At 53.4% G+C, this 23,129-nt stretch carries 21 protein-coding genes; 10 read left to right on the top strand and 11 right to left on the bottom strand.

Translation table 11 applies throughout. The annotated features are described in order from the left end of the window. The first annotated feature begins 70 nt into the window (after nucleotides 1-70). On the top strand, nucleotides 71-1,045 hold the full coding sequence (locus MKX51_RS11465; RefSeq protein WP_340992440.1) for a phosphotransferase: 975 nt from the start codon (nucleotides 71-73) through the stop codon (nucleotides 1,043-1,045). Between the two features lie 10 nt (nucleotides 1,046-1,055). Here the strand turns inward: MKX51_RS11465 and MKX51_RS11460 are convergent, their stop codons facing one another. Next, nucleotides 1,056-1,799 carry a glycoside hydrolase family 16 protein gene (locus MKX51_RS11460; protein WP_340992439.1) on the bottom strand — a complete coding sequence of 248 codons (744 nt, stop codon included), beginning with the start codon at nucleotides 1,797-1,799 and terminating at the stop codon, nucleotides 1,056-1,058. Between the two features lie 149 nt (nucleotides 1,800-1,948). Between MKX51_RS11460 and MKX51_RS11455 the strand changes: the two genes are divergently transcribed. The 5 genes from MKX51_RS11455 (at nucleotide 1,949) to MKX51_RS11435 (ending at nucleotide 9,077) form a co-directional block, all read left to right on the top strand. Next, on the top strand, nucleotides 1,949-2,869 hold the full coding sequence (locus tag MKX51_RS11455) for an ABC transporter permease (protein ID WP_340992438.1): 921 nt from the start codon (nucleotides 1,949-1,951) through the stop codon (nucleotides 2,867-2,869). Nucleotides 2,870-2,904: 35 nt separating this feature from the next. After that, complete coding sequence (locus MKX51_RS11450) at nucleotides 2,905-3,789, top strand: carbohydrate ABC transporter permease (protein WP_340992437.1); 885 nt, start codon at nucleotides 2,905-2,907, stop codon at nucleotides 3,787-3,789. A gap of 45 nt (nucleotides 3,790-3,834) precedes the next feature. Further along, entirely contained in the window at nucleotides 3,835-5,505 is a 1,671-nt protein-coding gene (locus MKX51_RS11445; RefSeq protein WP_340992436.1) for an extracellular solute-binding protein, read from the top strand. Between the two features lie 159 nt (nucleotides 5,506-5,664). After that, complete coding sequence (locus MKX51_RS11440) at nucleotides 5,665-7,503, top strand: sensor histidine kinase (protein ID WP_340992435.1); 1,839 nt, start codon at nucleotides 5,665-5,667, stop codon at nucleotides 7,501-7,503. A 2-nt stretch (nucleotides 7,504-7,505) separates the two neighbouring features. Beyond that, nucleotides 7,506-9,077 carry a response regulator gene (locus MKX51_RS11435; protein WP_340992434.1) on the top strand — a complete coding sequence of 524 codons (1,572 nt, stop codon included), beginning with the start codon at nucleotides 7,506-7,508 and terminating at the stop codon, nucleotides 9,075-9,077. Nucleotides 9,078-9,158: 81 nt separating this feature from the next. On the opposite strand, the gene MKX51_RS11430 is transcribed toward MKX51_RS11435, so the two are convergent. Next, entirely contained in the window at nucleotides 9,159-9,569 is a 411-nt protein-coding gene (locus MKX51_RS11430) for a hypothetical protein (RefSeq protein ID WP_340992433.1), read from the bottom strand. A 137-nt stretch (nucleotides 9,570-9,706) separates the two neighbouring features. On the opposite strand from MKX51_RS11430, the gene MKX51_RS11425 reads away from it, so the two are divergent. The 3 genes from MKX51_RS11425 to MKX51_RS11415 all read left to right on the top strand — a co-directional run bounded on the left by MKX51_RS11425 (nucleotide 9,707) and on the right by MKX51_RS11415 (nucleotide 14,023). Beyond that, nucleotides 9,707-12,358, top strand: coding sequence for a family 16 glycosylhydrolase (locus MKX51_RS11425; RefSeq protein ID WP_340992432.1), 2,652 nt, complete (start codon nucleotides 9,707-9,709; stop codon nucleotides 12,356-12,358). Between the two features lie 211 nt (nucleotides 12,359-12,569). Further along, the gene (locus tag MKX51_RS11420) at nucleotides 12,570-13,064 is read left to right on the top strand and encodes an RNA polymerase sigma factor (RefSeq protein ID WP_036729806.1); all 495 of its coding nucleotides are present in this window, start codon (nucleotides 12,570-12,572) and stop codon (nucleotides 13,062-13,064) included. Next, nucleotides 13,061-14,023, top strand: coding sequence for a hypothetical protein (locus MKX51_RS11415; protein WP_340992431.1), 963 nt, complete (start codon nucleotides 13,061-13,063; stop codon nucleotides 14,021-14,023). Before MKX51_RS11420 ends, MKX51_RS11415 begins: the two co-directional genes overlap by 4 nt. 63 nt (nucleotides 14,024-14,086) lie before the next feature. Here the strand turns inward: MKX51_RS11415 and MKX51_RS11410 are convergent, their stop codons facing one another. From MKX51_RS11410 to MKX51_RS11385, 6 genes are all read right to left on the bottom strand, one after another. Further along, nucleotides 14,087-14,623, bottom strand: coding sequence for an AAA family ATPase (locus tag MKX51_RS11410; protein WP_340992430.1), 537 nt, complete (start codon nucleotides 14,621-14,623; stop codon nucleotides 14,087-14,089). Nucleotides 14,624-14,628: 5 nt separating this feature from the next. Further along, entirely contained in the window at nucleotides 14,629-15,072 is a 444-nt protein-coding gene (locus MKX51_RS11405) for a hypothetical protein (protein WP_340992429.1), read from the bottom strand. 98 nt (nucleotides 15,073-15,170) lie between these two features. Beyond that, nucleotides 15,171-15,893, bottom strand: a complete 723-nt coding sequence (locus tag MKX51_RS11400) for a CD3324 family protein (RefSeq protein ID WP_340992428.1) — start codon at nucleotides 15,891-15,893, stop codon at nucleotides 15,171-15,173. Between the two features lie 28 nt (nucleotides 15,894-15,921). Next, entirely contained in the window at nucleotides 15,922-16,455 is a 534-nt protein-coding gene (locus MKX51_RS11395; RefSeq protein ID WP_340992427.1) for a hypothetical protein, read from the bottom strand. After that, nucleotides 16,452-16,871, bottom strand: a complete 420-nt coding sequence (locus MKX51_RS11390; RefSeq protein WP_340941616.1) for a MerR family transcriptional regulator — start codon at nucleotides 16,869-16,871, stop codon at nucleotides 16,452-16,454. The genes MKX51_RS11395 and MKX51_RS11390 overlap by 4 nt, the downstream gene beginning before the upstream one ends. Nucleotides 16,872-17,123: 252 nt before the next feature. Then, entirely contained in the window at nucleotides 17,124-17,582 is a 459-nt protein-coding gene (locus MKX51_RS11385) for a DUF4064 domain-containing protein (protein ID WP_379312911.1), read from the bottom strand. Between the two features lie 201 nt (nucleotides 17,583-17,783). Here MKX51_RS11385 and MKX51_RS11380 point away from each other — a divergent pair, with 201 nt between their 5' ends. Further along, entirely contained in the window at nucleotides 17,784-18,668 is an 885-nt protein-coding gene (locus tag MKX51_RS11380; protein WP_340992426.1) for a LysR substrate-binding domain-containing protein, read from the top strand. Nucleotides 18,669-18,689: 21 nt separating this feature from the next. Here the strand turns inward: MKX51_RS11380 and MKX51_RS11375 are convergent, their stop codons facing one another. From MKX51_RS11375 to helD, 3 genes are all read right to left on the bottom strand, one after another. After that, entirely contained in the window at nucleotides 18,690-19,679 is a 990-nt protein-coding gene (locus tag MKX51_RS11375) for an aldo/keto reductase family protein (protein WP_340992425.1), read from the bottom strand. Nucleotides 19,680-19,888: 209 nt separating this feature from the next. Next, on the bottom strand, nucleotides 19,889-20,425 hold the full coding sequence (locus MKX51_RS11370; RefSeq protein WP_340992424.1) for a hypothetical protein: 537 nt from the start codon (nucleotides 20,423-20,425) through the stop codon (nucleotides 19,889-19,891). A gap of 146 nt (nucleotides 20,426-20,571) precedes the next feature. Continuing rightward, nucleotides 20,572-23,001: an RNA polymerase recycling motor HelD gene (gene helD / locus MKX51_RS11365; protein WP_340992423.1), complete on the bottom strand. Its 2,430-nt coding sequence runs from the start codon at nucleotides 22,999-23,001 to the stop codon at nucleotides 20,572-20,574. Nucleotides 23,002-23,129 lie beyond the last annotated feature (128 nt).

The raw sequence follows: 23,129 nt of genomic DNA, 5'->3' as shown, positions 1-23,129 counted from the left end.
ATCTGATGCTCTACTAGTGTGAATACTTCGCTAATCCAGCCTCTATATTATCCCGGTGAGGAGATATTGTATGTCAGACACCGCCGTAAGAATCCGGGATGAGATCCTGGACTCCATCACAGAACAATTCGGGTTGCATGTCACTGAAGCGGTCCAGATCGATCAGGGCTTCCTGAATCTAAAGTGGAGGCTGGACAGTGATCAAGGCCGTCTGTTCGTGAAGCAGTACAGCAAAATCCGTTACCCTGAAGCCCTCACCCGCGGACTGGAAGTCTCCTTAAGCCATCAGGATCATCTGTACCGGGAAGGCCTTCCTGTTCCGAAGTTATTTTCGCACGCCGGAAATTATGTATTGAGAACGCCTTCACAGGAACGTTACGTGCTGATGACCTTGTGTGACGGGCACAGTATTGCCCCCGGCTCGGCCACGGAGCAGCAGATGTATTCGCTGGGCAGGGTAGTCGGCCGGATGCACAAGTTACTTAACGCTCAGCCTGCTTCGTTGCCGCTGTACTGGGAGGTCCGCAGCCAGGCGTCTATGGTGAGAAACTGGGAGGCACGCTATCATCAGGCTACCGCCCGGCAGAGCGAGGATACTCTATCGGCGCTTGAGCTTCAGCGGAGGATCATCGACCGGATGGACACCGGCATCTTCGCGGACTGCGAACGGGGCTGGGGGCACCGGGACCTGTTCGTGGATAATATACTGTTCAGCGCAGATCAGGTGGCGGCGATCCTTGACTTCGACCGGCTGCATTTCGTCTACCCGGAGTTCGATATAGCCCGGCCGATCCTCTCCTGCGCGTTATCTGAGGACGGAATCGGGCTGGACCGGGTACGGGCCTTCGTGACGGGCTACCGTGAATATACTCCCTTGCCTGCAAGTACACTCATCCGGTCACTGAAATTAACCTGGTGGAAGGAAGCCGAATGGATTGCTGTGCCTCAGCAGGATGAATTCCCGCCGCTCGTCCGCTTCCGTCAGGAGAATCATTGGATCGCGGCCAACTGGGACCGATTGAATGATATTTTTGCCGGGATCTGAGGGATTGTCCTTAGCTCTGATACAGCCGGATGCCCGACACCGTCATTACCGCAGGCAGCGCAGCTTCATCTACTGCGACAGGGTCATACCATCCGCCAACAGCAAGATTAAGCAGCAGATAAAAGGGCTGGTCGAACGGCATCCCCGGCTCAAGCCGCCGCTCGGCATAGCAGTGCCCGTCCACCAGCCACCTCATGGAGCCTTCCTCCCATTCCAGCGTGTACTCCCGGAATTCGTTAATCGTCCCGCGCTCCAGCTCATGGGTGAATTCTTCCACGACCTTATGCTCAAGATCCGGCCCATAATGCAGCGTTCCTGCTATGTGCCGGGGCAGGCGGCCCTTCGCCTCCAGGATATCGATCTCGCCGGAAGCGGGCCAGGGGCCGTAGGCCTGATCCTGCGGAAGCAGCCAGATGGCCGGCCAGATGCCCTGGCCTACCGGCAGCCTGGCGCGTACGACCAGCCTGCCGTAGCAGTAAGCGAAATGATCCCTCGTATCCATTCGTGCCGAGGTGTAAGCGAAGCTGCGGCCCTCCTGCCGGGTCACCTCGCGGCGCGCACAGAGCTGCAGCCCCTCTGCGCCAATCGAGAGATTCTCCGGCCGCCCCGTATAGAATTGCTGCTCTCCATTCCCCCAGCCCGGGAAGATTGCATTTCCGTCATTGTCCAGCAGATCATTGCCCATGCGGATGTTCCATAGCTTCAAATCAGCAGTCCCCCCCTGGAAATCCTGCTCCCATACCAGTCTGTTCATCGTTTGGCACACTCCCTTCAGTTAATCACAGCATACTTAATTTCGGGGGCCGGTCAATGGAATCCAAAAAATTGGGATAGGGCCAATAATCATGGCCTTTTTTTCCGCCGGCCTTTTTCATACGATGAAGAAGGAAGGGGGTACAGTACATGTTCCACACCCGAACGGGACAAATGAAAGCGCTTCTTAGGCAGTGGCAGCTGCAAAGCATGGTGATCCCGGGCATTCTCTGGATGTTTATCTTTTGTTACATCCCCATGCTCTGGCTGATCATAGCCTTTATGGATTTCAGTATCGCGAAGCCTATGCTGGAATCTCCGTTTGTCGGGCTGAAGCATTTCCGCGATTTCCTGACAGATGACCGGTTCTGGCGCTCGATCCGCAACACCCTCGGGATGAGCAGCATCAAGCTCTTCCTCGGCTTCCCCATCCCTATTCTGTTCGCCCTGCTGCTGAATGAAATCCGCAGCCTCCGGTTCAAGCGTACGGTGCAGACGATCTCCTACCTGCCTCATTTCATCGCCTGGACGATCTTCGGGGGAATCGCGCTCAACTGGCTGGGCGAAGGCGGTGTCATTAACCAGCTGATGATGGCGCTGGGGCTTCAGGACCGGGATATTCTGTTCAACAGCGAGCCGCAGTACTTCTGGTGGATTACCTTTTTCACCGATACGCTGAAGGAGACCGGCTGGAGCGCCATTATCTACATAGCGGCCATAGCGGGCATTGATCCGGGGCTGTATGAAGCTGCCGAGCTGGACGGCGCGAACCGCTGGCAGCGGATGTGGCATATCACGGTGCAGAGCATCCGCCCGACCATTGCCATCCTCTTCATCCTCGCTGTGAGCGGCATTCTCGGCAGCAACTTTGAGCAGATCTTCATGCTGAAGAACAATATGAACATGAAGATGGCGGAGAGCCTGGACCTCTACATCTACAACATGGGACTGGTCTCCGGGCGCCATTCCTTCTCCACCGCCGTCCTGTTCGCCCGCTCGATTGTAGCGCTGGGACTGCTGCTGTTAGCCAATCAGAGCTCCAAGAGGCTTACGGGGGACAGTATTTTTTAGAGCAGGATTCCATTTGGAAAGGAGACAACCGATTCATGGCAAGACGCGGAAGATACCGGCGGATTGGCGCTTTCGAGATCGGCAATACGCTCTTGATGCTGGCCGTCTGCTTCCTGACGCTGTACCCGATGTGGTTCGTGCTCGTCAACTCGCTGAATTCGCCGGAGCAGGCTTCACTAGGCACCGTTAACTGGTTCCCCTCCGAGCTGTCGCTGGCCAGTTACAGTGTGGCTTTTAACGATAAGACCTTGATGAACGGGTTCTACATCACTACAATGCGGACGGTTATCGGAACAGTGGTGCATGTGCTCTTCACCGCAATCATCGCTTACGGAATCAGCAAGACGAATCTCATCGGCCGCAAGCTCTATCTCAAAATCTCTCTGATCACCATGCTCTTCTCAGGCGGGCTGATCCCCTCCTTCATTCTCATGACCAAGCTCGGCCTGTATGACAGCTTCTGGGTGTTCATCATCCCGTCCATGTATACTTTCTTTAATATGGTCATCTTCATGAGCTTCTTCCGTACCATTCCTGATAGCCTGGAGGAGTCGGCCAAGGTAGACGGCGCTTCGGATTACGGCGTGCTGTTCCGGATTGTACTGCCTAACAGCATGGCGGTCATTGCTACCATTGCGCTGTTCTCCGCCGTCTATCACTGGAATGATTATTATCAGGGTGTGATCTACATCCATTCCCAGGAGCTGCTGCCGCTGCAGACCATGCTGTACAAAATCATCGCCGAGAACTCCATGTCCTTCATGCAGCAGCAGGCTATGGCCCAATTCGGTGCCCGTCTGCCCGGCAACTCAATCAAATTCGCCTCCATGATGGTGGCCACGCTGCCGATCCTGATCTTCTACCCCTTCATTCAGCGTTATCTGGTCAAGGGTGTGATGATCGGCGCGATTAAGGGATAACCGTAGGAAGTCTAACCACACCTAACCCGAAAGGATGATTATGCTGTGAAAAGCAAACCTGTACGCCCCATCCTGGCCGCAATGATGACCGTAACCTTGGCATTAAGCATAGCCGCCTGCAGCAGCAATTCCGCCACTAAGGAGAATACGCCGACGGCTGCGCCTCAGGCCGAAGCGTCAGCGGAACCGCAGACCGAGACCAAGCTGAATGCGGAGGAGCCCGCCTGGAAGCTCGATACCAGTCCGGTGGATCTCACGTGGTTCGTCGGCGCGAACTGGTATGCCCACACCTGGGGCGAGAGCCTAGCTTCCAAGTATGTCACCGAGAAGACGGGCGTGAACGTCAAGCTGGAGGTTCCCTCCGGGGAAGCGAATGAGCAGGTTACGCTGATGATGACCTCCGGCAAGCTGCCTGACCTGATCAGCATGGGCTCCTGGGAGACCGCTGTCAAAAAACTGTGGGAAGGCGATCATGTCTATGCGCTTAATGAACTGGCCGACAAGTATGATCCCTACTTCTTCAAGGTTGCCGGTGACGGCACACTGAAGTGGTACCGGCAGGAGAACGGCAACACCTACGGAGTGCCGAATGATTCCTACAGCCCTAACCTGATGCACGAGACCGGCATGACGGCGGCCAACCAGACCTTCCTGGTCCGCAAGGATCTGTACGAGGAGATGGGCAAGCCGGACCTCAGTACCCCGGAAGGCTTCCTCAGTGCGCTGCAGTTGCTGAAGGATAAGTACCCCGAGTATAAGGGCCAGCCGATCAGCCCCTTTTTCGCCCAGGGCAATGTGCCTTACGGGATGACGGAATATCTCCAGAATCTGCTGGCGGTTCCACATGAGAAGGATGGCAAAGTATATGACCGTATTACCGACCCTGATTACATCGCCTGGCTCAAAACCTTCCGTACCGCCTACGAGCGCGGACTGATTAACGTCGATTTCCTGGTGGATTCCGATACCCAGGTAGAGGAGAAAACGAACAACGCCCGCTACTTCATGATGATCCGCGAATGGACCGGCATGTCAGCGGTCAATCCGATGCTGGCGGCGGGGGCCAACCCGGACTCTTACTACATCGCGGTTGATGGGCCGCAGAATAGCAAGGGCGAGAGCGCCAAGCTGTTCCCCGGCAACATGGACGGCTGGATGGTGACCATGATCAGCAAATCCACGGAGAACCCGGAGCGGGCGATCCGCTTCCTGACCTACCTCGCCAGTGAAGAAGGCCAGCGCGACCTGTTCCTTGGCAAGGAGGGCGAAACCTGGGATTCCGTGGACGGCAAGCCGCAGCTGAAGGCCGAGTTCGCCGACATGCTGGGCAGCAATATTGAGAAGCTGGAGAAAGAATACGGCATTCTGGACACCTACTGGATGATGCGTAACCCGGTCATCGTCAACCAGTGGAGACCGGAGAAAGCCCCGGTCATCAAGCAGATGGAGGACTTCGCGAATGCGCAGGCCGATATTGACAGCGGGATCTACAAAGGCCTGGACCCGCTCGGCGATTCCGATGTTGCCGTAGCCTGGTCACGGATCTCCCAGAACTGGGAAGAGGTGCTGCCGGAGCTGATTACGGCCAAGGATGAGGCGGCTTTTGACAAGGTGTTCGAGAGCTTCCGCTCCCGCCGCGACGGCTACGGGTTCGCGCAGGTGATGGAATACCGGCAGACCGAGCTGGATGCCCGCAAGGCCAAGATGGCGGAATAATCCGCCGGTGTAATGGAGCTGTACCGGCGGCCGTGAGGGCTGCCGGTATTTCCTGCATAGAGGAGGCTCCCTACGGGCTGTAGCTGCTAAAATACGTGCCATATTCCCTACCAGCCCATTTATGATCTATGCTATATTACTGGGATGGAGGGGTTACCGATGAAGAAGCTGCTGACCACGTTAAGAAGGCTATACCGCAATGCCCCGATCTCGCAAAAGCTGTTCCTGGCCTTCAGCCTGATGATCGCCATCCCGGCCGTTGTGGTGTCTTCCCTGTTCATCCGCAGCCAGGAGAACCAGCTCTATAAAGAGGCTATGGCCGAGGGCAGCAACCATGTCGCCCGGATGAACGAACGGCTGCGCAGCCGGCTTGAACTTCTTGAGAACGCTTCCTCAACAGCCCTGACCCAGAAGTCCTTCGTGGATTTCATCCATTCGGGCATGCGCGGGGACGGTCTGCGGCTTGTGAAATTCAAGCAGAACCAATATGAACAGATGCATAACATCATCCAGAGCCATGCGATGATTAGCAGTCTGAGCTTCTATGTAGATAACCCCGATGTCTATGAGATCTGGCCGGAAATCTATCATTACAGCAAGTTCTGGCCGCAGGATTACTGGATGACCCTCCGGGATGAAGGCGGCGCCGCCTTCCGGCTGTTCTCCTTCAAGGATGGCGCAGATACCTTGTCTTACTACAGGCTGGTGCGGCTTCAGGGCCAGCAGCAGAGGCTGCCTACCATTATGGAGATCCGGGCGCGGCATAACGTCTTGTTCAGCGATCTGCTGGAGGACAGCGGGCGGGATTTCTTCACCGTGATCATGGACAGCGCAGATGCTTCCCGTAATGTCTACCTTCCGGGGCATGTGTTCCCGCAGAAGGCCGGAGAGAAGCTGGATGACATCCTTAGCCGGACCCATGAGCAATTGAACGTACTGGAGCAAAAGGCCCCCATTGAGGTCCATTCCGGGGACCAGACTTACTATGCGCTCTACCGTTATATCGCTCCCCTGAACGCCTATGTGGTGGACATCGCCTCCCGTCAGGCACTGATGAAAGGTCCGCGCGACGGGTATCTGCTGGTCATTGCCATCACCTCCTCCGTCCTGCTGCTGATGCTGCTGCTGGTGTCGAGGATGACCCGGCGGATCTTCCGACGCTTAGAGAAGGTGCTGGGCTCGATGCGCAAGGTGCGCAGGGGCCAGCTGGATGCCAAGATTGATACCGGGCTTGGCGCGAACGAAACCGGTGACGAAATTGACTATGTCGCCGTCAGCTACAATAGTATGCTGGACGAAATCCAGCAGCTGATGACACAGGTAGTGGATAAGCAGCTTATCGCCAAGAATGCGCAGCTCCACTCTCTCCATTCGCAGATCAACTCCCACTTTCTGTACAATGCGCTGGAATCTATCAGAATGCGCGCAGAGGTGGAACGGCAGCCTGCCATCGCAGGCGCTCTCGTCTCGCTGGGGTCCCTGCTGCGTTACAGCATGCAATGGCGCAGCGATACGGTCGCGCTCAGCGAGGAGCTGGCCAATATCCGCAGCTATATCCGGTTCATCAACTTCATGGAAGGCGGGAGCACGGAGCTGTCGGCCGATCTCCCCCCGGAGGTCCAGCGCTACCGCATCCCCAAGATGTGCATGCAGCCCATTGTCGAGAACGCCGTACACCATGCGGCCCCTTCCGGCGGCAGTATTCAGATCACCATTTCGGTACGGGTAGAGAATGACAGTCTGCTGCTGATCGAGATCCGCGATGACGGCGCCGGGGTAGCTCCCCGGATGCTGGACAGCCTGCAGTCTGTGCTGCGGGGGGACTCTGACACCCCGATTATCAGCAGCAGCAGCGGGCTGGGGCTGGACAATGTACATAAGCGCCTGCAGCTTCATTACGGCACGGATTGCGGCCTGTGGATCAGCAGCGTTCAAGGGGAATATACCTGTGTAACCCTGAGGCTGCCCTGGGAAAATGAGAATCTTGGAGGTTGGTAGGCATGATCAATATTCTGGTGGTGGATGATCAAAAGCATATCCGCGACGGACTGCAGGCGATGCTCCGCCAGTTCCCGCAGCAGCCGGGGCATATGTACAGCGCCGCTAACGGGCTTGAAGCCCTGGAGCTTCTCCGGGCGCACAGCATCCAGCTCGTCATTACCGATATCCGCATGCCGGATATGGACGGCCTTGCGCTTATGGCGCAAAGCCGGCTGGAAGGCCTGAAGGCGGATTATCTGATCATTAGCGGATACAGCGATTTCGCCTATGCCCAGAAGGCCATTGAGCTCGGGGCCAAAGGTTACCTGCTCAAGCCTGTGAAGCGCGAGGACCTGCAGGTCTCGGTGGAGCATGTCTGGCAGGAGATCGAGACGCGCATATTGCTCACCAGCGATATCGAGCGGCTCTCGCAGCGTGCCCGGGAGACGGACCGCAAGGAGCTGCGGATGTATATGCAAGGTGCGGCGGGCGATGAAGCGTGGATTGCCGCGACTGAGCAGCAGAACCCGGGGCTGTGGCGCAGCTACCGCCTCTGCCATCTGCGCGAGGAGCGCTGGATTAACCAGCCGGGGGCCAGCAGCAGTCACAGCATCGAAGCTGTGGCTTACCGTGTGTATGGCAGACAGGGCTGCATCTGTCTCCAGCACCGCCCCCACCTGGTCCTGGCCGTGGATGCAGCCATAGATCCGGGAGCCTTGCCTGCTGCGCTCAGCGAAGAGCAGATCGGGGCTGTCACGGCCATGACTGAGCCACACCAAGGATTAAGCACTCTGCCGGGCAGTTATATACAGGTGCTTGATCTGTACCGCCACAGCTTTCTTTTCCCGGATACGCGCTGCCTGCTGCCTCAGCACATCGCACGGCTGGAGCAGCACTGGGAGCTTCCTTATGAGGAGCTGTATGCTCTCTTCCAGTTAACCGGCACAAGTAACAGCGGCAGAATCACCCAAGGGATCTCCAGCCTCTTCCATAAGGAGGTGCTTCAGCACTATCACATCCGTTACACCCAGCAGCTATGCCGCGCCGTTGTCCGGATGATGGAGGATTATGAGCGTGTCATCCGTCCTTATCTGGGTGAAGAAGCGCTTGATCTGGAGTGTCTGCGCAATCTGTTCGACTATCCCGGCATCCGCGAATATATCCAGGCCTTACAGCAGCAGCTCCTGCGGCTCGACCAGTTCTACTATGAATACAAGTGCAGCTACCGCAGCTCGCAAGATCTGAATGAGGCTATCCGCTTCATCCACGAGAATTACCACAAGCCGCTGGATCTCGCGATGGTGTCCAATCATGTCTCGCTGAATTACGCGTACTTCTCCAACCAGTTCAAGAAGAATATCGGCAAGGGCTTCGCCGAATACCTGCGTGATGTGCGTCTGGGCAAAGCGCGGCGTCTGCTGGCCGAGACCGACCACAAGATCATCGAGATTGCCGCCATGGTCGGCTACGAGAGCTACAAAAGCTTCACCCGCGCCTTCCGCGAAGCTATGGACATGCAGCCGACCGAATACCGTCTGCTGATCCGCCGGAAGCCTGCCAGTGAAGAGGATTACCGCGATACTGTGCTGTGAAAAAAAATCCGCCCCTGCGCCCCGCGCCAGTCACCAGCTATCGGGCGGCTGATTCAACCTATGCTCCGTCCGCTCCGCTATTTATGCGAAATTCCCAGCGCGGCCGACCTTCAGGTCCCGCGCTGGGCAGAATGTAATCGGTTTTCCGATTACATTCCCTCCCCGCGCCTTCGCCATGCCTAATGTAATCGGTTTTCCGATTACATTCCCTCCCCACGCCTCCGCCATGCCCATTGTAATCGGTTTTCCGATTACATTCCGCCCACACGCCTCCGCCACGCCCATTGTAATCGGTTTTCCGATTACATTCCCTCCCCACGCCTCCGCCAGGCCCATTGTAATCGGTTTTCCGATTACATTCCCTCCACGCGCCTCCGCCACGCCCATTGTAATCGGTTTTCCGATTACATTCCCTCCACGCGCCTCCGCCACGCCCATTGTAATCGGTTTTCCGATTACATTCCGCCCACGCGCCCCGCGCCAGCCCTTCACTGGCAGCAGACCCAAAAAATTGGGTCAAAACAAAAAGGATTGTCCCTTTTAGCAGCTGACAAGTTTCGATAGAATAAAGATGTTCTCTCACATGTAAGCGGTTACCTTCACTACCATTTAATTAAAGGAGGGCAAGTATGAAGCGAATTTATGTTACGCAACCCGGTTTCAAGCGGAAGGTGCTTAGTTTGTTACTGGTCCTGCTGCTGTTGTCCGGCATCGGCCAGCTCCCTGCTTCGGGCATCCGTACAGCGGAGGCCGCAGGAACTACAGTTACCTCAATGGCTTATTTCTCAGCGGCAGACGGTCCGGTTATCTCCAAATCAGGTGTCGGCCAGGCGAGCTACGGGTTCGTTATGCCGGTATTTAACGGCGGGTCTGCGTCCTGGAGCGATGTGTCGGATGATGTAGGCGTCAAAGTCAAAGTAAATGGCAACTGGGTTGACATTGACAGCGCAGGCGGCTTTGTCTACAACCAGAACTGGGGACACTGGAGCGACGGCGGACAGAACGGCTACTGGTTCACCCTGTCGGCTACAACCGAGATCCAGCTCCACTCTAAGGCGAATAGCGGGGTTACGCTGAATTATACGCTGGCTTTTCAGAACCTGAACAAGACAACGATCACCGCGATGACACCAACCCAAGGGCCGCAGATTACAGCAGGCTTCACCGGCGGGGCCGGCTTCACCTACCCTACCTTCAATAATGATCCGGCGCTCACCTATGAAGCTGTGGCCGATGACCTGAAGGTGTATGTGAAGCCGGTGAACAGCAGCACCTGGATTGATATTGACAACAATGCAGCCAGCGGCTGGATCTACGACAGCAACTTCGGTCAGTTCACCGAAGGAGGCGGCGGATACTGGTTCACGATCACCGAATCTATCAACGTCAAGCTAGAGTCCAAGACCTCATCCGCGAACGTGATCTACACCCTTACCTTCAATCAGCCCGTCAGAGCTTCCTATGTCCTATCCGCTTATGAAGGCACAGCTTTCACTGCGGATAACAACGGATCTATCGGTTTCCCTTTGCCGAAAATTGACGGGGGCGCACCGATTGGCAGCGAGCTGAACAAATATGTGTATCAGATCAAAATCGGCGGCCAGTGGGTCGATCTGAGCAATTCCGCCCAGAGCGGCTTCGTCTATGCAGGCAACGGCTACAACAATATGTCCGCGGCCAACCAGTGGGGCTATTGGGCCGATTACGTCTATGGACTGTGGTTCCAGCCGATCCAGGAGAATATGGAGATCCGCATCGGCTATCCGTTAAACGGCCAGCAGGGCGGCAATATCGGCAGCAATTATGTGTATTATACCTTCACCGGTAACCCGAATGCTCCGCGTCCAGATGAAAGCGATCAGGAAGATATTACGTTGGGTACTCCGTCAGACCCGGCCGTAGCGGGCATGAACCTGCTCTGGCAGGATGAGTTCAGCGGAACCGCATTGGATACCAGCAAGTGGAACTATGAGCAGGGTTACTATATCACCAATGACCCTAACAGCTGGGGCTGGGGGAATAACGAGTTGCAGCATTATACGAATAGTACGGAGAATGTGTTTGTGCAGAACGGCCAGCTGAACATCCGGGCCAAGAACGATCCGAAGTCCTTCCCGCAGGACCCGAACCGCTATGCACAATACTCCTCCGGCAAAATCAATACCAAAGACCATCTGTCCTTCCAGTACGGCCGGGTAGACATCCGTGCCAAGCTGCCGACAGGCAACGGTATCTGGCCCGCGCTGTGGATGCTCCCGCAGGATGCGGCTTATGGAGCCTGGGCTGCATCCGGTGAGATTGACATTATGGAAGCCAAAGGACGGCTGCCCGGCACGACCAGCGGCGCGGTTCACTTCGGCGGACAATGGCCGGTGAACAAGTACATTGCCGGGGAATATCACTTCCCGCAAGGTCAGACCTTTGCGAACGACTATCACGTATATTCCATGGTCTGGGAAGAAGACAATGTGAAATGGTATGTGGACGGAAAGTTCTTTTTCAAGGTTAACAAAGAGCAGTGGTATTCCGTTGCAGCGCCGAACAATCCTAATGCTCCCTTCGACAAGCCCTTCTATCTGATTATGAATCTGGCAGTGGGCGGACATTTCGACGGCGGACTGACTCCGGCTCCGTCCGATATCCCGGCAACGATGCAGGTCGATTATGTACGGGTGTATAAGGAAGGCAGCGGCGGCGGAAATCCCGGGAACCCGGGCAATCCGGGTACCGTCCCGGTTAGCGGCGTTACCGTAACTCCGTCCACCTCCCAAGTGGAGATTGGGCAGAATGTCCAGTTAACAGCTAACGTAGCACCTTCCGGTGCGTCCAACAAACAGGTGAACTGGAGCGTAGCGAACAGCAACATTGCATCAGTGAGCCAGAGTGGTCTTGTTACCGGAATTGCAACGGGAACCACTACCGTTACTGCAACAACCGCGGATGGTAACAAAACCTCCAGCAGCACAATCACTGTAGTCTCCCCTCCGCCAGCAACCATTGTGATCGGAGATCAGGTGCGCGGCTTGAAGAAAACAGGCAATAACCTGCTCTTCTATGTGAACGGCGCCACCTTCGCTGATCTGCATTACAAGATCAACGGCGGCGGCCAGCAGAACGTAGCCATGACCTCCGCAGGCAACGGCAATTACACCTACGCGGTCAATAACGTGCAGCAAGGCGATTCCGTAGAGTATTTCTTCACTTACAATCCGGGACAAGGGGCGCTGGACACCCCCTGGAAGACTTATGTTCACGGGGTAACCCAGGGAACCCCCGAGTAACAGCAGGATTCCTGCAAACAGATAAGTGACCGGATGAGCCGGCCGCTTCATACGGCCTCTATCACAGGGGATGAGGAAGTCTTGGACTTCTTCATCCCCTGTTTTTTGCTGTATCAGGGTGAGCTTAGAACAAGCAGAATAAATTCCCGGAAACAAAATGTGACCGGATGCCGTCCTAAAGGGTGTTATAGATAAAGGAGGGCATAACCTCATGCAGCAACCCATGACCCGGCCGGGCCATCCTGTGATGAAGAGCTACGAACAATATGCAGATATGCTGTACCGGATTGCCCTGGTTCATCTGGGCAGCCGCCAGGATGCCGAAGAGGCTACGCAGGACACCTTCATCAAGCTGATGGAGAAGGCTCCCGTATTCAAGGATGACGAACACCAGAAGGCCTGGCTGATCCGGGTCATCACCAATCATTGCAAGAATCTGCTGGGCAGAGGCTGGCGCAAGCGCGAGGTCAAGCTCGAAGGGGTGGAGCCGGTCACGGCCGATAACCCCGAGGAGCTGGCGGTCTTGCAGCTCGTGCTGGCCCTGCCGGTGAAGTATAAGACTGTGATTCATCTGTACTATTACGAGGATTATCCCGTCCAGGAGATCAGCAGAATTCTGCAGATCAGCGAGTCTGCCGTGAAGATGAGACTTCAGCGCGGACGTCAGCTGTTAAGACTGGAACTGGAAGGAGCAGAAGCGGAATGAAGGAAGATCAGTTTCGAACCCAATACAAGAAAGCGGTGGATACTATGAGTTCAAGCAGAGAAATGAAGCAAGGTTTAGAAGGTAAAATGGAACAAAAGCGCCGTCCGCGTAAAATGGTCTATATCGCAGCAAGCGTGTTGGTCGCCGCCGGAATCGGCCTGGCCGGACCCGGCGTAATGAAGCAGCTCAATGGTACAGCTTCGCCGAATCAAGTAGCCCAGGTAGATCCGGGCACACCTTCGGCAGGGAATTCTGCCGGAGTCGTTATTCCCAAGATCGAGCTGCCGGATAAAAGCTCCGGTGCCCAGGCAGATATGATCGGCCTGGTCATCTACCAGGGAAATATCTATACCCAGGCGGCGATCCGCATTGAAGCGGCCGATGCGGCTGCACTGCGCGGGGAGAAGCTGGGCCGCACGACCAGCGGGATTGATGAATGGAGCGGCAAGGATGCGTATACAGAGCTGGCCTCAAACATCGGAGAGACGGATATCTATGCTGTCAAAGGATACGATTCCGGCTTCCTGGTCATGTCCTATACAGAGGCAGACGGTCAGGTGTTCGCGGAGCTGTACGAACACACCAACGGGATTACTGTGCATAGCGGTGCCGATCTTATTGGCAAGCTGAACCTGGACGGGCGCATCGCCTCCGCCCAGTGGGAGAGCTTCGACAGCTGGAATAACGGCAAGCAGCAATACCTGCCGCTGCCCGAAGGCGCAGCGCTTGACAGCTTCCTGAGCGCGCTTAATGCCGCCAAGCCGCTGTCCGCAGACTCGCTCATGGCGCAAGGCATCTATGACAATGAGGACCGCAAGCTGGTTTACCTCGAACTTGCTGACAAAGCCCGGGTTGAGCTAACCTTGTTCGGCAAGGGACTTGTGCGCTACGGCAATGCGCCAGTATTCTTCGAGGTTGAGCCCGGTGCTTTCCAGGCGCTGTGGGATAACCTAAAATAGTTCAAAGGCCATCCCTGCCGGGATGGCCTTAAGCTTTTACATACAAATGTCAGATTTATTCACCTAAGAGACAATTCCCGTGCTACTCTTCCATTTCCCCTTAATATACTCCTTGATCTGTTCCGCCAGCGCGGCCGGAGGTGTAGAAGCCGAGTCAAACGTAGGCATCGGCGGATCATAATCCGTCTCCGCATGATTCAGCAGCCACTGGGCAAATACCTCATGCTGCCTAAGCATATCCTCTGTCCAGGTCGCCGCATCCTCACGGCTGCGCAGACGGGCATTTCGGGTGGCATCGTCACAATGCAGGTTAATAAAGTGCACTTCACTGAATGTGCTGTAGGCATCACATTTCTCCGCATCCCATGGCATCATAGTCCCGCAGATCACCGTCCCTCGTCCAGACAAAGCAACAGCATGGGCAGCATGTAGCAGCAGGTTGTAGCGGTCCTGATACTCCAGCTTCTTCCCTGTCGTTCCGAAATGATCATCATCCGTACTGAACAGCACAAATTCAGGCAGCTGCTGCCTCAGCTCGTGCATAACCGTTGTCTTGCCTACGCCGCTGGCTCCTGTGATAATAAACAATGGCAATTTCATTTCCATCATCCTCTCCTGCTTATGTATTCCGCAATATAGACATGATCCTCTTCCGAGCTCGTCCAGAATATTACCGGGGCATGGGTAATGTTCATCTGATGCAGGGCCACGTTACGGTGGCGCCCGTCATTGATTTCAAATTGTCCGTCAGCATAATTAACAATGAGCGGAGGCATATCCCACCCACTGTAGCCCGCTGTCATTTTATCAACGATGGCATAGAAATCAGCAATTTCAGCAGCCGTGGTCAAATACGAAGGCGCGCCTTCTTCTATTCCTAACCTCGTGATATCTACTTTGACAGGTCCCGTATACACTCTCGGCTCACGCAGTAATCCGTCCGCCAATGCTACATTCCTTCCATCATTTCTTAGAAAAAGCTGCAGCCACTCGTCAATCGCCCCCTGCCGGGCATACTCCATGGCACACCCGGTAGTTCCATAGACCATCTTGAACCCCTGCCTTTCTATAGGTGATGTCTTAATCATACTGAAGAAGGAGGAACGGTCATATGACGAGAATGATTAAACTTAAATTCGCCATTAGCTTATACGTGCATAGCGTAATCTTCCAGACACTGCTCATAATCCGCTAACTCCGTCACCCAGATGATTACAGGATATTCGCTCACTCCGACGCGGTTAAGCGCTTCCAGCAATGGATTGCCGCAATTCAGCTCCAACTTCCCTTGTGCATAGTTCACTATGAGCGGCGGAGTATCTTCGCCAACTTGAATTCGCTTCGTCCAGCGGATCACCTTCTGCTCAAAATACTCCCGGTCCACCCTCCACTTCATGCCACTCTCCGGTCCGCTGGATCTGCTGAACAAGGTGAGCGGCATCACATGTGGCCCCAGATAACATCTGTCCATCAGCCGTAACCCCTCAGAGAACCCCTTGTTGCGCCGGCCGAACAGTACATACGTATGAACCCACTCTTCCAGCATACCTGCTTCCGAATAGGCTTTGGCGGATTTGGTGGTGGGATGGTAATCCAGTTTATTCGTATCCTTCTTGGAATACACAATTCGTTTGAGCGTCTCCTCAGACAGAAAGTACTCCTTCGACAGCTCACAGATCGGGGTTCCGTGCAGGAATTTATTAAGGATCAGCTGATTGCGTCTGACCAGAACCTGGCGGTGGCCCGATACCTCGCCCCAGGCTTTCTTATGGTTATCCTGTGGAACATACAGCAGCTTGCCTGCCGCATATTTCTTCACTTCCTGTAACAGCTTCTCCGGCAGAACATCCCCGGCATTCTCATAGTTCATAGGATTCACCTGCCTGTAGATCCATTCATTATCGGGTTGCCCCTTCGACGCGGTACTTCTTCTCCCATTCTGACACCTGGCTGGAGTCCAGCCTGATCAGCTTGGCGGGGGTGTACTCGTTGTACTGTCTCAGCTCACTGTTGCTGCTGCCTACCCCTTGCAGCGCTTTGATTCTGCGCACGACTTCATCATCCGTACGAATCTCCGCCGACTCTTCCTCGGATACTACCTTAAGCGGAATCACCTGCTTAACACTGGTACCCGTTCCCCCCCTGTCCGTGTAAGACAATTCAACCGCCAGACTATACTCCCCGCAAGGGACCGGCTCCCGGGTGAAGATTTCAACGTACAGGTCAGTTACTGACTGCGTATCGTTAATCCATATTCTCCCGCTGCTGTCTTCAACAGCACCATTCAGATTAGGGGACCGGTGAAGCCCTGCCGGAAGGATTAATTGTAAGCGGGCATTCTGCACCCCGCCGGGCAGCGCGATGTGAAGCCAGAGATGATTCATTCCTTCTTCCTGCTCTATAGCAGATTTTGCAAAGCGGATATGGATCATACCTGCCCCTCCTCTTGAAGTAGTCTAGTAATCGTCTCAAGCATCTTCTCCTTCAGCGCCGTTGAGATGCGCGGACTAACGGAGAGAATGACATCCTCACTAACAACATGCAGCTCACTCTGGAGCATCTGATCCGATTGGTAAAGCCGCAGGTTATCGCCCAGCTTCATGATTTCGTCCATCGTCAGTCCGGCTAACTTCTCTTGGGCCGAGGCCAACGTCTCGCCGCTCCTGGTTAATACAAGGATCGCCCGTAAATAATGCAAATGACTATCTGTATACGCCCTCTTATTGCCCACCAGTTCCAGCGGCGGCAACATCCCGATCTGCGTATAATACCTGACCGTCCGCAGATTCATCTGCGGATCTTCATTCTGTAGCACTTCAGCCAACTGCTTCGCGGTGTAGGTATTCATTGGATTCTCCTTCCTTACGGAATTTTTGTTACAGTTAACTGTATTTGTTACAGTTTAGTGTAAGACATGAAGAATGTCAATATTCTCACTTTACGTGAGATCCGGATATTGCTGGAGTTCAGAGGTAAAAGATTGATAGGTCCTAATTACAAAAAGAAAAAAGCCAGCCAACCTTAACTGGTTGATAGGCTTTTTTAAAAAAAATCCAAACTGTATAATTTATAATTTTAAATTTCCACAATTGTTCTGTACTTATTCAAATACAGGAGGAACTGTGGAATTTCCAGCTTTCTTCTTACTTAAAACTCCCATGAATCCAGCCACGATAAGTAGTACTCCTGAAAGAACGTAGAACAACGAAATACTGATAGCCCCAGCTACACCACTAACCAACATAAGATATCCAGCTAGTTTTGGCTTGCTTTTAGAGAACGCAGAACCAACTATTCCCAAAATACTGAATAGTAACGCAGAAACTGCCAACCCTGTAATACTTGAAGTCCCACTATCCGAAAAAGCAGCATCAACGCCTCCGATAGCCATCGCTAAGAGTGAGGCGATAATACCAGTAATACCACCAATTAGACCCATTGCAAACATTCCAAATCCCCCCATGGTAATTATTTCACAGGAGAATATTACTACTTTTTTAGATATTTGTATATACCTATATTTACATATTTCTAACTTTTTCGACAATTTACATTTCAATCAAATTACTAATCCCTCCGCTTCAGCTCCATCGTGCCGGTGAGCCGTCCTCACGGTGTGTCGAAGGCCGCGTGTCCCGGCGGATATCTGCGTATAGTATCTGACTGTCCCCAGATTCATCTGCGGTGCTTCGCAGTATACATGCCGATCCTACCCCTTATGCTATACTAGCTTTATCTGTAGGAAAAGAGGACCACAACAATGGATATACGAAAATTACAATACTTCGTTGCGGTGGCGGAAGAGCTTCATTTCCATCGTGCCGCAGAGAAATTAAATATGACACAGCCTCCGTTGACTCAGCAGATTCAAGCGCTGGAACAAGAGCTTGGCGTGAAGCTGTTTGAACGGAACAAACGTCAAGTCCGCCTCACACCAGCGGGATCTGTTTTTTGGGAGGAAGCCACCCGGATCTTATCTCAACTGGAGCGGTCTATTCGAACGGTACAACTGGCAAGCCAAGGCATCATTGGACATTTAAATATAGCTTTCATCGGTTCAGCAGAGGGCGGCATCATGGTCGATGTGCTCAAAATCTTCCGGCAACGGTTCCCTCAAATACAGCTGAACCTGCTGGAGATGACTTCTGCCCAGCAATGGCAGGCCTTGCATGACGGCAACATCCATATTGGATTCCTTCGCTTCATTGAGCCGGCCAAGAACATTAGTCATTGCAGCCTGATCAACGAAACTCTGGTTGCCGTGTTGCCTGATCAACATCCGCTGGCCAAGCTTCCTGCATTGCCAGTGTCCGCTTTGCGTTCTGAGCCTTTTGTCTTCTTTCCGCGTAAGCACGGCCTTCCTTTTCATGATCTGATTATGGGCTTCTGTGCTGAGCATGATGTTTACCCTCAGGTTGTACAGGAAGCCGTGCAGATGTATACCATTGTTAACCTTGTGGCAGCGAACCTGGGGGTTTCCATTGTCCCTTCTTCAGTTTCCGTCTTCCAGCGCAGCGGGGTCGTGTTCAGACCCTTCGAAGAAAATGCGCCGCCTGTTCCCTTCTACGCTGCCTGGAGAACGGATACGAATCAGGCCATCCTCTCTGCATTTATAGAGATTTTACAAGAGCATAATTCCAGGTGAAAGGTGAGCGGACAGCGTTACTCACCCGGTTTTTGCAGGATCACGCTCAACCAGTCCCTCTAATATTCTGTCGATCTCACTCAGCAAATCAGGTTCAAGAAGCACCCCCGAAGCCTTCACATTCTCTTGTACCTGCTCTGGTCTGGATGCCCCAATGATTGCAGCCGACACCTGCGGATTCTGCAGCACCCATGCTATGGCTAATTGCGGAAGCGTCAGCCCCGCCTCGTGTGCAAGTGAGGACAGCCGGGATACAGCCGTAAGAACCTCTGTGTGCAGCCACTGGCCAGCCAATCGTTCAAAAAACGGAGAACCCGCTGAAGTCGAAGCACGGGACCCCTGCGGGACAGGTTGATTCGGCAGATATTTTCCCGACAAAATGCCTTGGGCCAGCGGTGACCAGACAACCTGCCCGATCCCTTCCCGCTCAGAAGCCTGAATAACCTCCGCTTCAATTACCCGCCATAGCATCGAATATTGCGGCTGGCTGGCCACCAGAGGAACCCTCAGCTCCCGGGCCAACACCGCGGCTTGTGTGATCTGTTCCGCCGTCCATTCGCTGATCCCCACATACAGAACCTTCCCTTGACGCACCAGATCAGAGAAGGCCAGGAAGGTCTCCTCCAGCGAAACCTTTTTATCAAATCTATGGGCATAATAAATGTCTATATAATCCGTCTGTAACCTTTTCAACGAAGAGTTACAAGCTTCCATAATATGCTTCCGGGATAGACCACGGTCATTAGGTCCTGTTCCTGTAGGCTGATAGACCTTGGTACATAACTCGATGCTTTCGCGCCGCACTCCTGACAAGACTTGCCCCAGCACCGTCTCCGCCTTCGTATCCGAATACACATCTGCGGTGTCAAATGTAGTAATTCCCGCATCCAATGCAGCATGGACACAAGCTTTGGCGGTGTCATTATCCACTTGTGCCCCATGCGTAATCCAGTTGCCAAAAGCAATCTCACTGACCGATAAGCCGCTAGCACCCAATTTCCGATATTCCATCTTCTTACCTCCTTATTAATAGTAATTTAAGCGTAACAAACCACTATTAATAGGTGAAATATCATTTAACGAGTGTTTTGATATGAAAAAAGTATTACCGAGCCGTTCACTGCATTCTTATAGGCGGACCAGGCAAGTCTATGCTTAAAAGCCCACTAGCTGAAGCCAGCGGGCTAATTATGAAGTTCTTTATGGGATATCCGTTGGTATTACTTCCTATCAGCGAAAGCTTTGTAATCTGCCAAACCTATCCCCTTAACCTCTCCACCTTTATAAGCAAAACCTATTTCATAAAACTTATCTCTTTCTTCTGAGCCAACTTCAAAATCGGTAAGATATTTTTTGTTTATCGAATCATATCTATAGGCCGAAACTATTCCTTCATGTTCTATAAAATTATTTTTACCGTATATTCTTTTCAAATCATCTTGGTTCATATTAATCTCAGCACCTTGTACAGTCTTGTAGACACCTTTAGAATCTTCGCCCATATAGATAAACACTACAGCATTATCCCGGTAAAATATCCTTATACCACTCTCATAATTAAAAAAGTTTGTATTACCATCTTCTTCACCTTCTCCAAGCACCTTTTCTGCTAACGCACGGCTCATACCGTAGCTTACAATTTGTTTTTCATCAGTTACTCTCACAATTGCAAGATCATCTGTGGATAATCCTTTGTTTGATGACCCGCAGGCAGTAAGCAACACAATCATTAATAATAGAACAACACCTCGACGCATTTATATCCCCCTAAATATTTTTCTAAAGTCTACCATGGGAACTGCCGCTATGACTATGCATCTTTTCCGGGAGTTGTACAATTTGATCTGCTAATCCAACTTCCAAGCAAAGACCCCTCCATTGAATTGGAGAGGCCTTCTTAGATCTATAGCGTAGCTACTGTCTGCTCATACAACGCCCCATCTACCCCACCGACAAACGGCGTCCACTCCCCCGCAGTAAACAACTGCAGCCGGTGCATAGCCCGAGTACATGCCGTATAAAAAAGCTTCCGCTCGCTCTCCCTATGATACGTCTGCGCAGAAGCATCGTAGATTAGCACCGCGTCAAATTCGACGCCTTTGGCGAGATAGGCAGGGATCACCTGTATTCCTTTTTCAAAAGTTGGCGTGTTCTTTGTAATCAGCTTCAGCTCCGGGGCGCTACCTCGAGCCGTCAGGCACTCATAAGTTTCTCTGCTCTCTGCGGCCGTCTTCGTAATCACAGCGATGGAGCTATAGCCTTCAGCCTGAAGCTCCGCGAGATCTTTCACGATTCGCTCCGCCCTCAACTCATGATTGTCCAGCTTAGCCAATACAGGCTTCCGGCCCCTCCGCTCAAAAGCCACAATCGCCTCGCCGCCGGGCAGCAGCCGCTTCGTGAACTCCACAATCTCAAAGGTCGAGCGGTAGCTGCGGACCAGCAGGAACTGGTTAGTCTCTTCTTCTCCATAGAGCTTTAGCAGCGGTGAGCTGCTTCCATACAGATTCGTCGCCTGCGTGAAGATCGCCTGGCCGAAGTCTCCCAGCACCGTCATGCGGGCACGCGGAAACAGCTTTTTGAGGAACTCATACTGGAACATGGAATAATCCTGGCCTTCATCCACGAAAATATGCCGCACCTGCGTATTCGTCCGCACACCCTCGATCAGCTCTTTTAAATACAAATACGGGGTCGCATCTTCATACCAGAGTGTCCCGCTATCCAGCATCTTCCGGGTCTGCGCACAGATCTCCGGCCATAGCTCCGGTACCTCCGCTTCACCTGTCATTTCCCTGTAGGCCGTTTCATCACTGAACAATTGACGGTAGAGCCCGGCCATGTCGATAAAGGTGAACTTCCTGATCCCCCGTCTCAGCGGTTTGAACTGCTCCTTCACGATCATCTCTCCCAGCAGCGCCTCCTCCCGCTCGGCGTAATCGAAGTCCCCTTCATCCTGCTCCCGCTTATGCACCAGCAGCTCCTGCAGGCGAAGGTATTTCTCCGCGAAGTCGAACACGCCCTTCTCTCTGTGCAGCTTACCGTGCACTTCAGCATATTGGTCATTGTCGAGGTAATTCATCTCTTCCTCTACCCAGGCTGCCCCTTGCTCCTCCTTCTGTAGTCCCGCCAGCTCGGTGAGCAGCCATTTCTGCACCAGCTCCACCCGGTTCGGCAGACGAATCGAAGGATCATAGCTGTACAGCTTGCTCTTGATCTGCTGCCCCGAGATTAACACGCGGTCCCGGAAGCAAATGTCCTTGAACAGCATCCCCTCCAGCTTCAGCCACTGCGCATAACCCTGAAGTGCCCGGAGGAAGGCTTCCGACGCCTTATATCCGACTCCCTTAAGACGGGCTTCATAACCCTCTTCCTGCTGAGCGGTAAGCACGTATTCCATCTGATCGAACGAATCTTCTATCCGGTAATCCTGACCCAGCCACGTTTCCAGATACTCCTGAAAGGTCGTCTGCTGCATATTCTCTTCACCCAGCTCCGGAAGAACGGTGGATACATAGCTGTTGAACATCGGGTTCGGGGAAAATAATACGATCTGATCCGCCGTGAGCCGCTCCCGGTGTTTGTACAGCAGATAGGCTACGCGCTGGAGCGCTGCCGAGGTTTTGCCGCTGCCCGCCGCTCCTTGCACAATAAGCATCCGGCTGGTATCGTTACGGATAATCGCGTTCTGCTCGGCCTGAATCGTGGCTACGATGCTCTTCATTTGTGAATCTGCGCCTTTGCCAAGCACCTGCTGGAGCAGTTCATCTCCGATTGTAACGCTAGAATCGAACAAATGCTGGAGCTGACCGTCACGGATCTGGTACTGCCGCTTCAGTTCCATCGTTCCGCTAATCCGTCCTCCAGGTGTGTCGAAGGCTGCTTTTCCCGGCGGATAGTCGTAGTACAGGCTCGCAATCGGGGTCCGCCAGTCATAGACCACGAAGCTCAGACCATCCTCTTCGATGAAGGAGGACACTCCGATATAGACCTGTTCCACAGCCTTCTGACCCTCCTCATGAAAATCTATCCGCCCAAAATAAGGCGACGGCAGCAGCCGTTGCATATTCTTCCATTGCCGCAGCTTCCGCGCATGACTGCGTTCCCGTTCTGACAGGACTGCGTCCTGCTGGGTAATGGTGAAAAAGCTCTCTTCGAAATCCTCCTCCGTACTCGTATTGACCGTTACCTCTTCCCAGAATCTCCGGCGGATGTCTGTGGCCTGCTCCTTCAGCTGCCCGACCTCCGGCTCCAGCTCAGCGATCCCCGCTTTCAGCTTCTCCTTCACCTGCTCCAGCCACTCCTGCTCCTGCTCCCAGCTGCTTACCTTCTCCATCACCTGATCACTCCTCTTTCTTGAAATAGTCCCAAACAGGCGGGTTGACAAACCGGATGTCCCTTTGCTATAATTAAAATATAAATAAGATGCGTTACCTCCGATCTGATTTTTAAAAATAGTCAACA

This window comes from Paenibacillus sp. FSL M7-0420 (assembly GCF_038002345.1).
Lineage (GTDB): Bacteria > Bacillota > Bacilli > Paenibacillales > Paenibacillaceae > Paenibacillus_AQ.
Note: the sequence above shows the minus strand (reverse complement) of the source record. Positions and strands in the feature narration are given on the sequence as shown.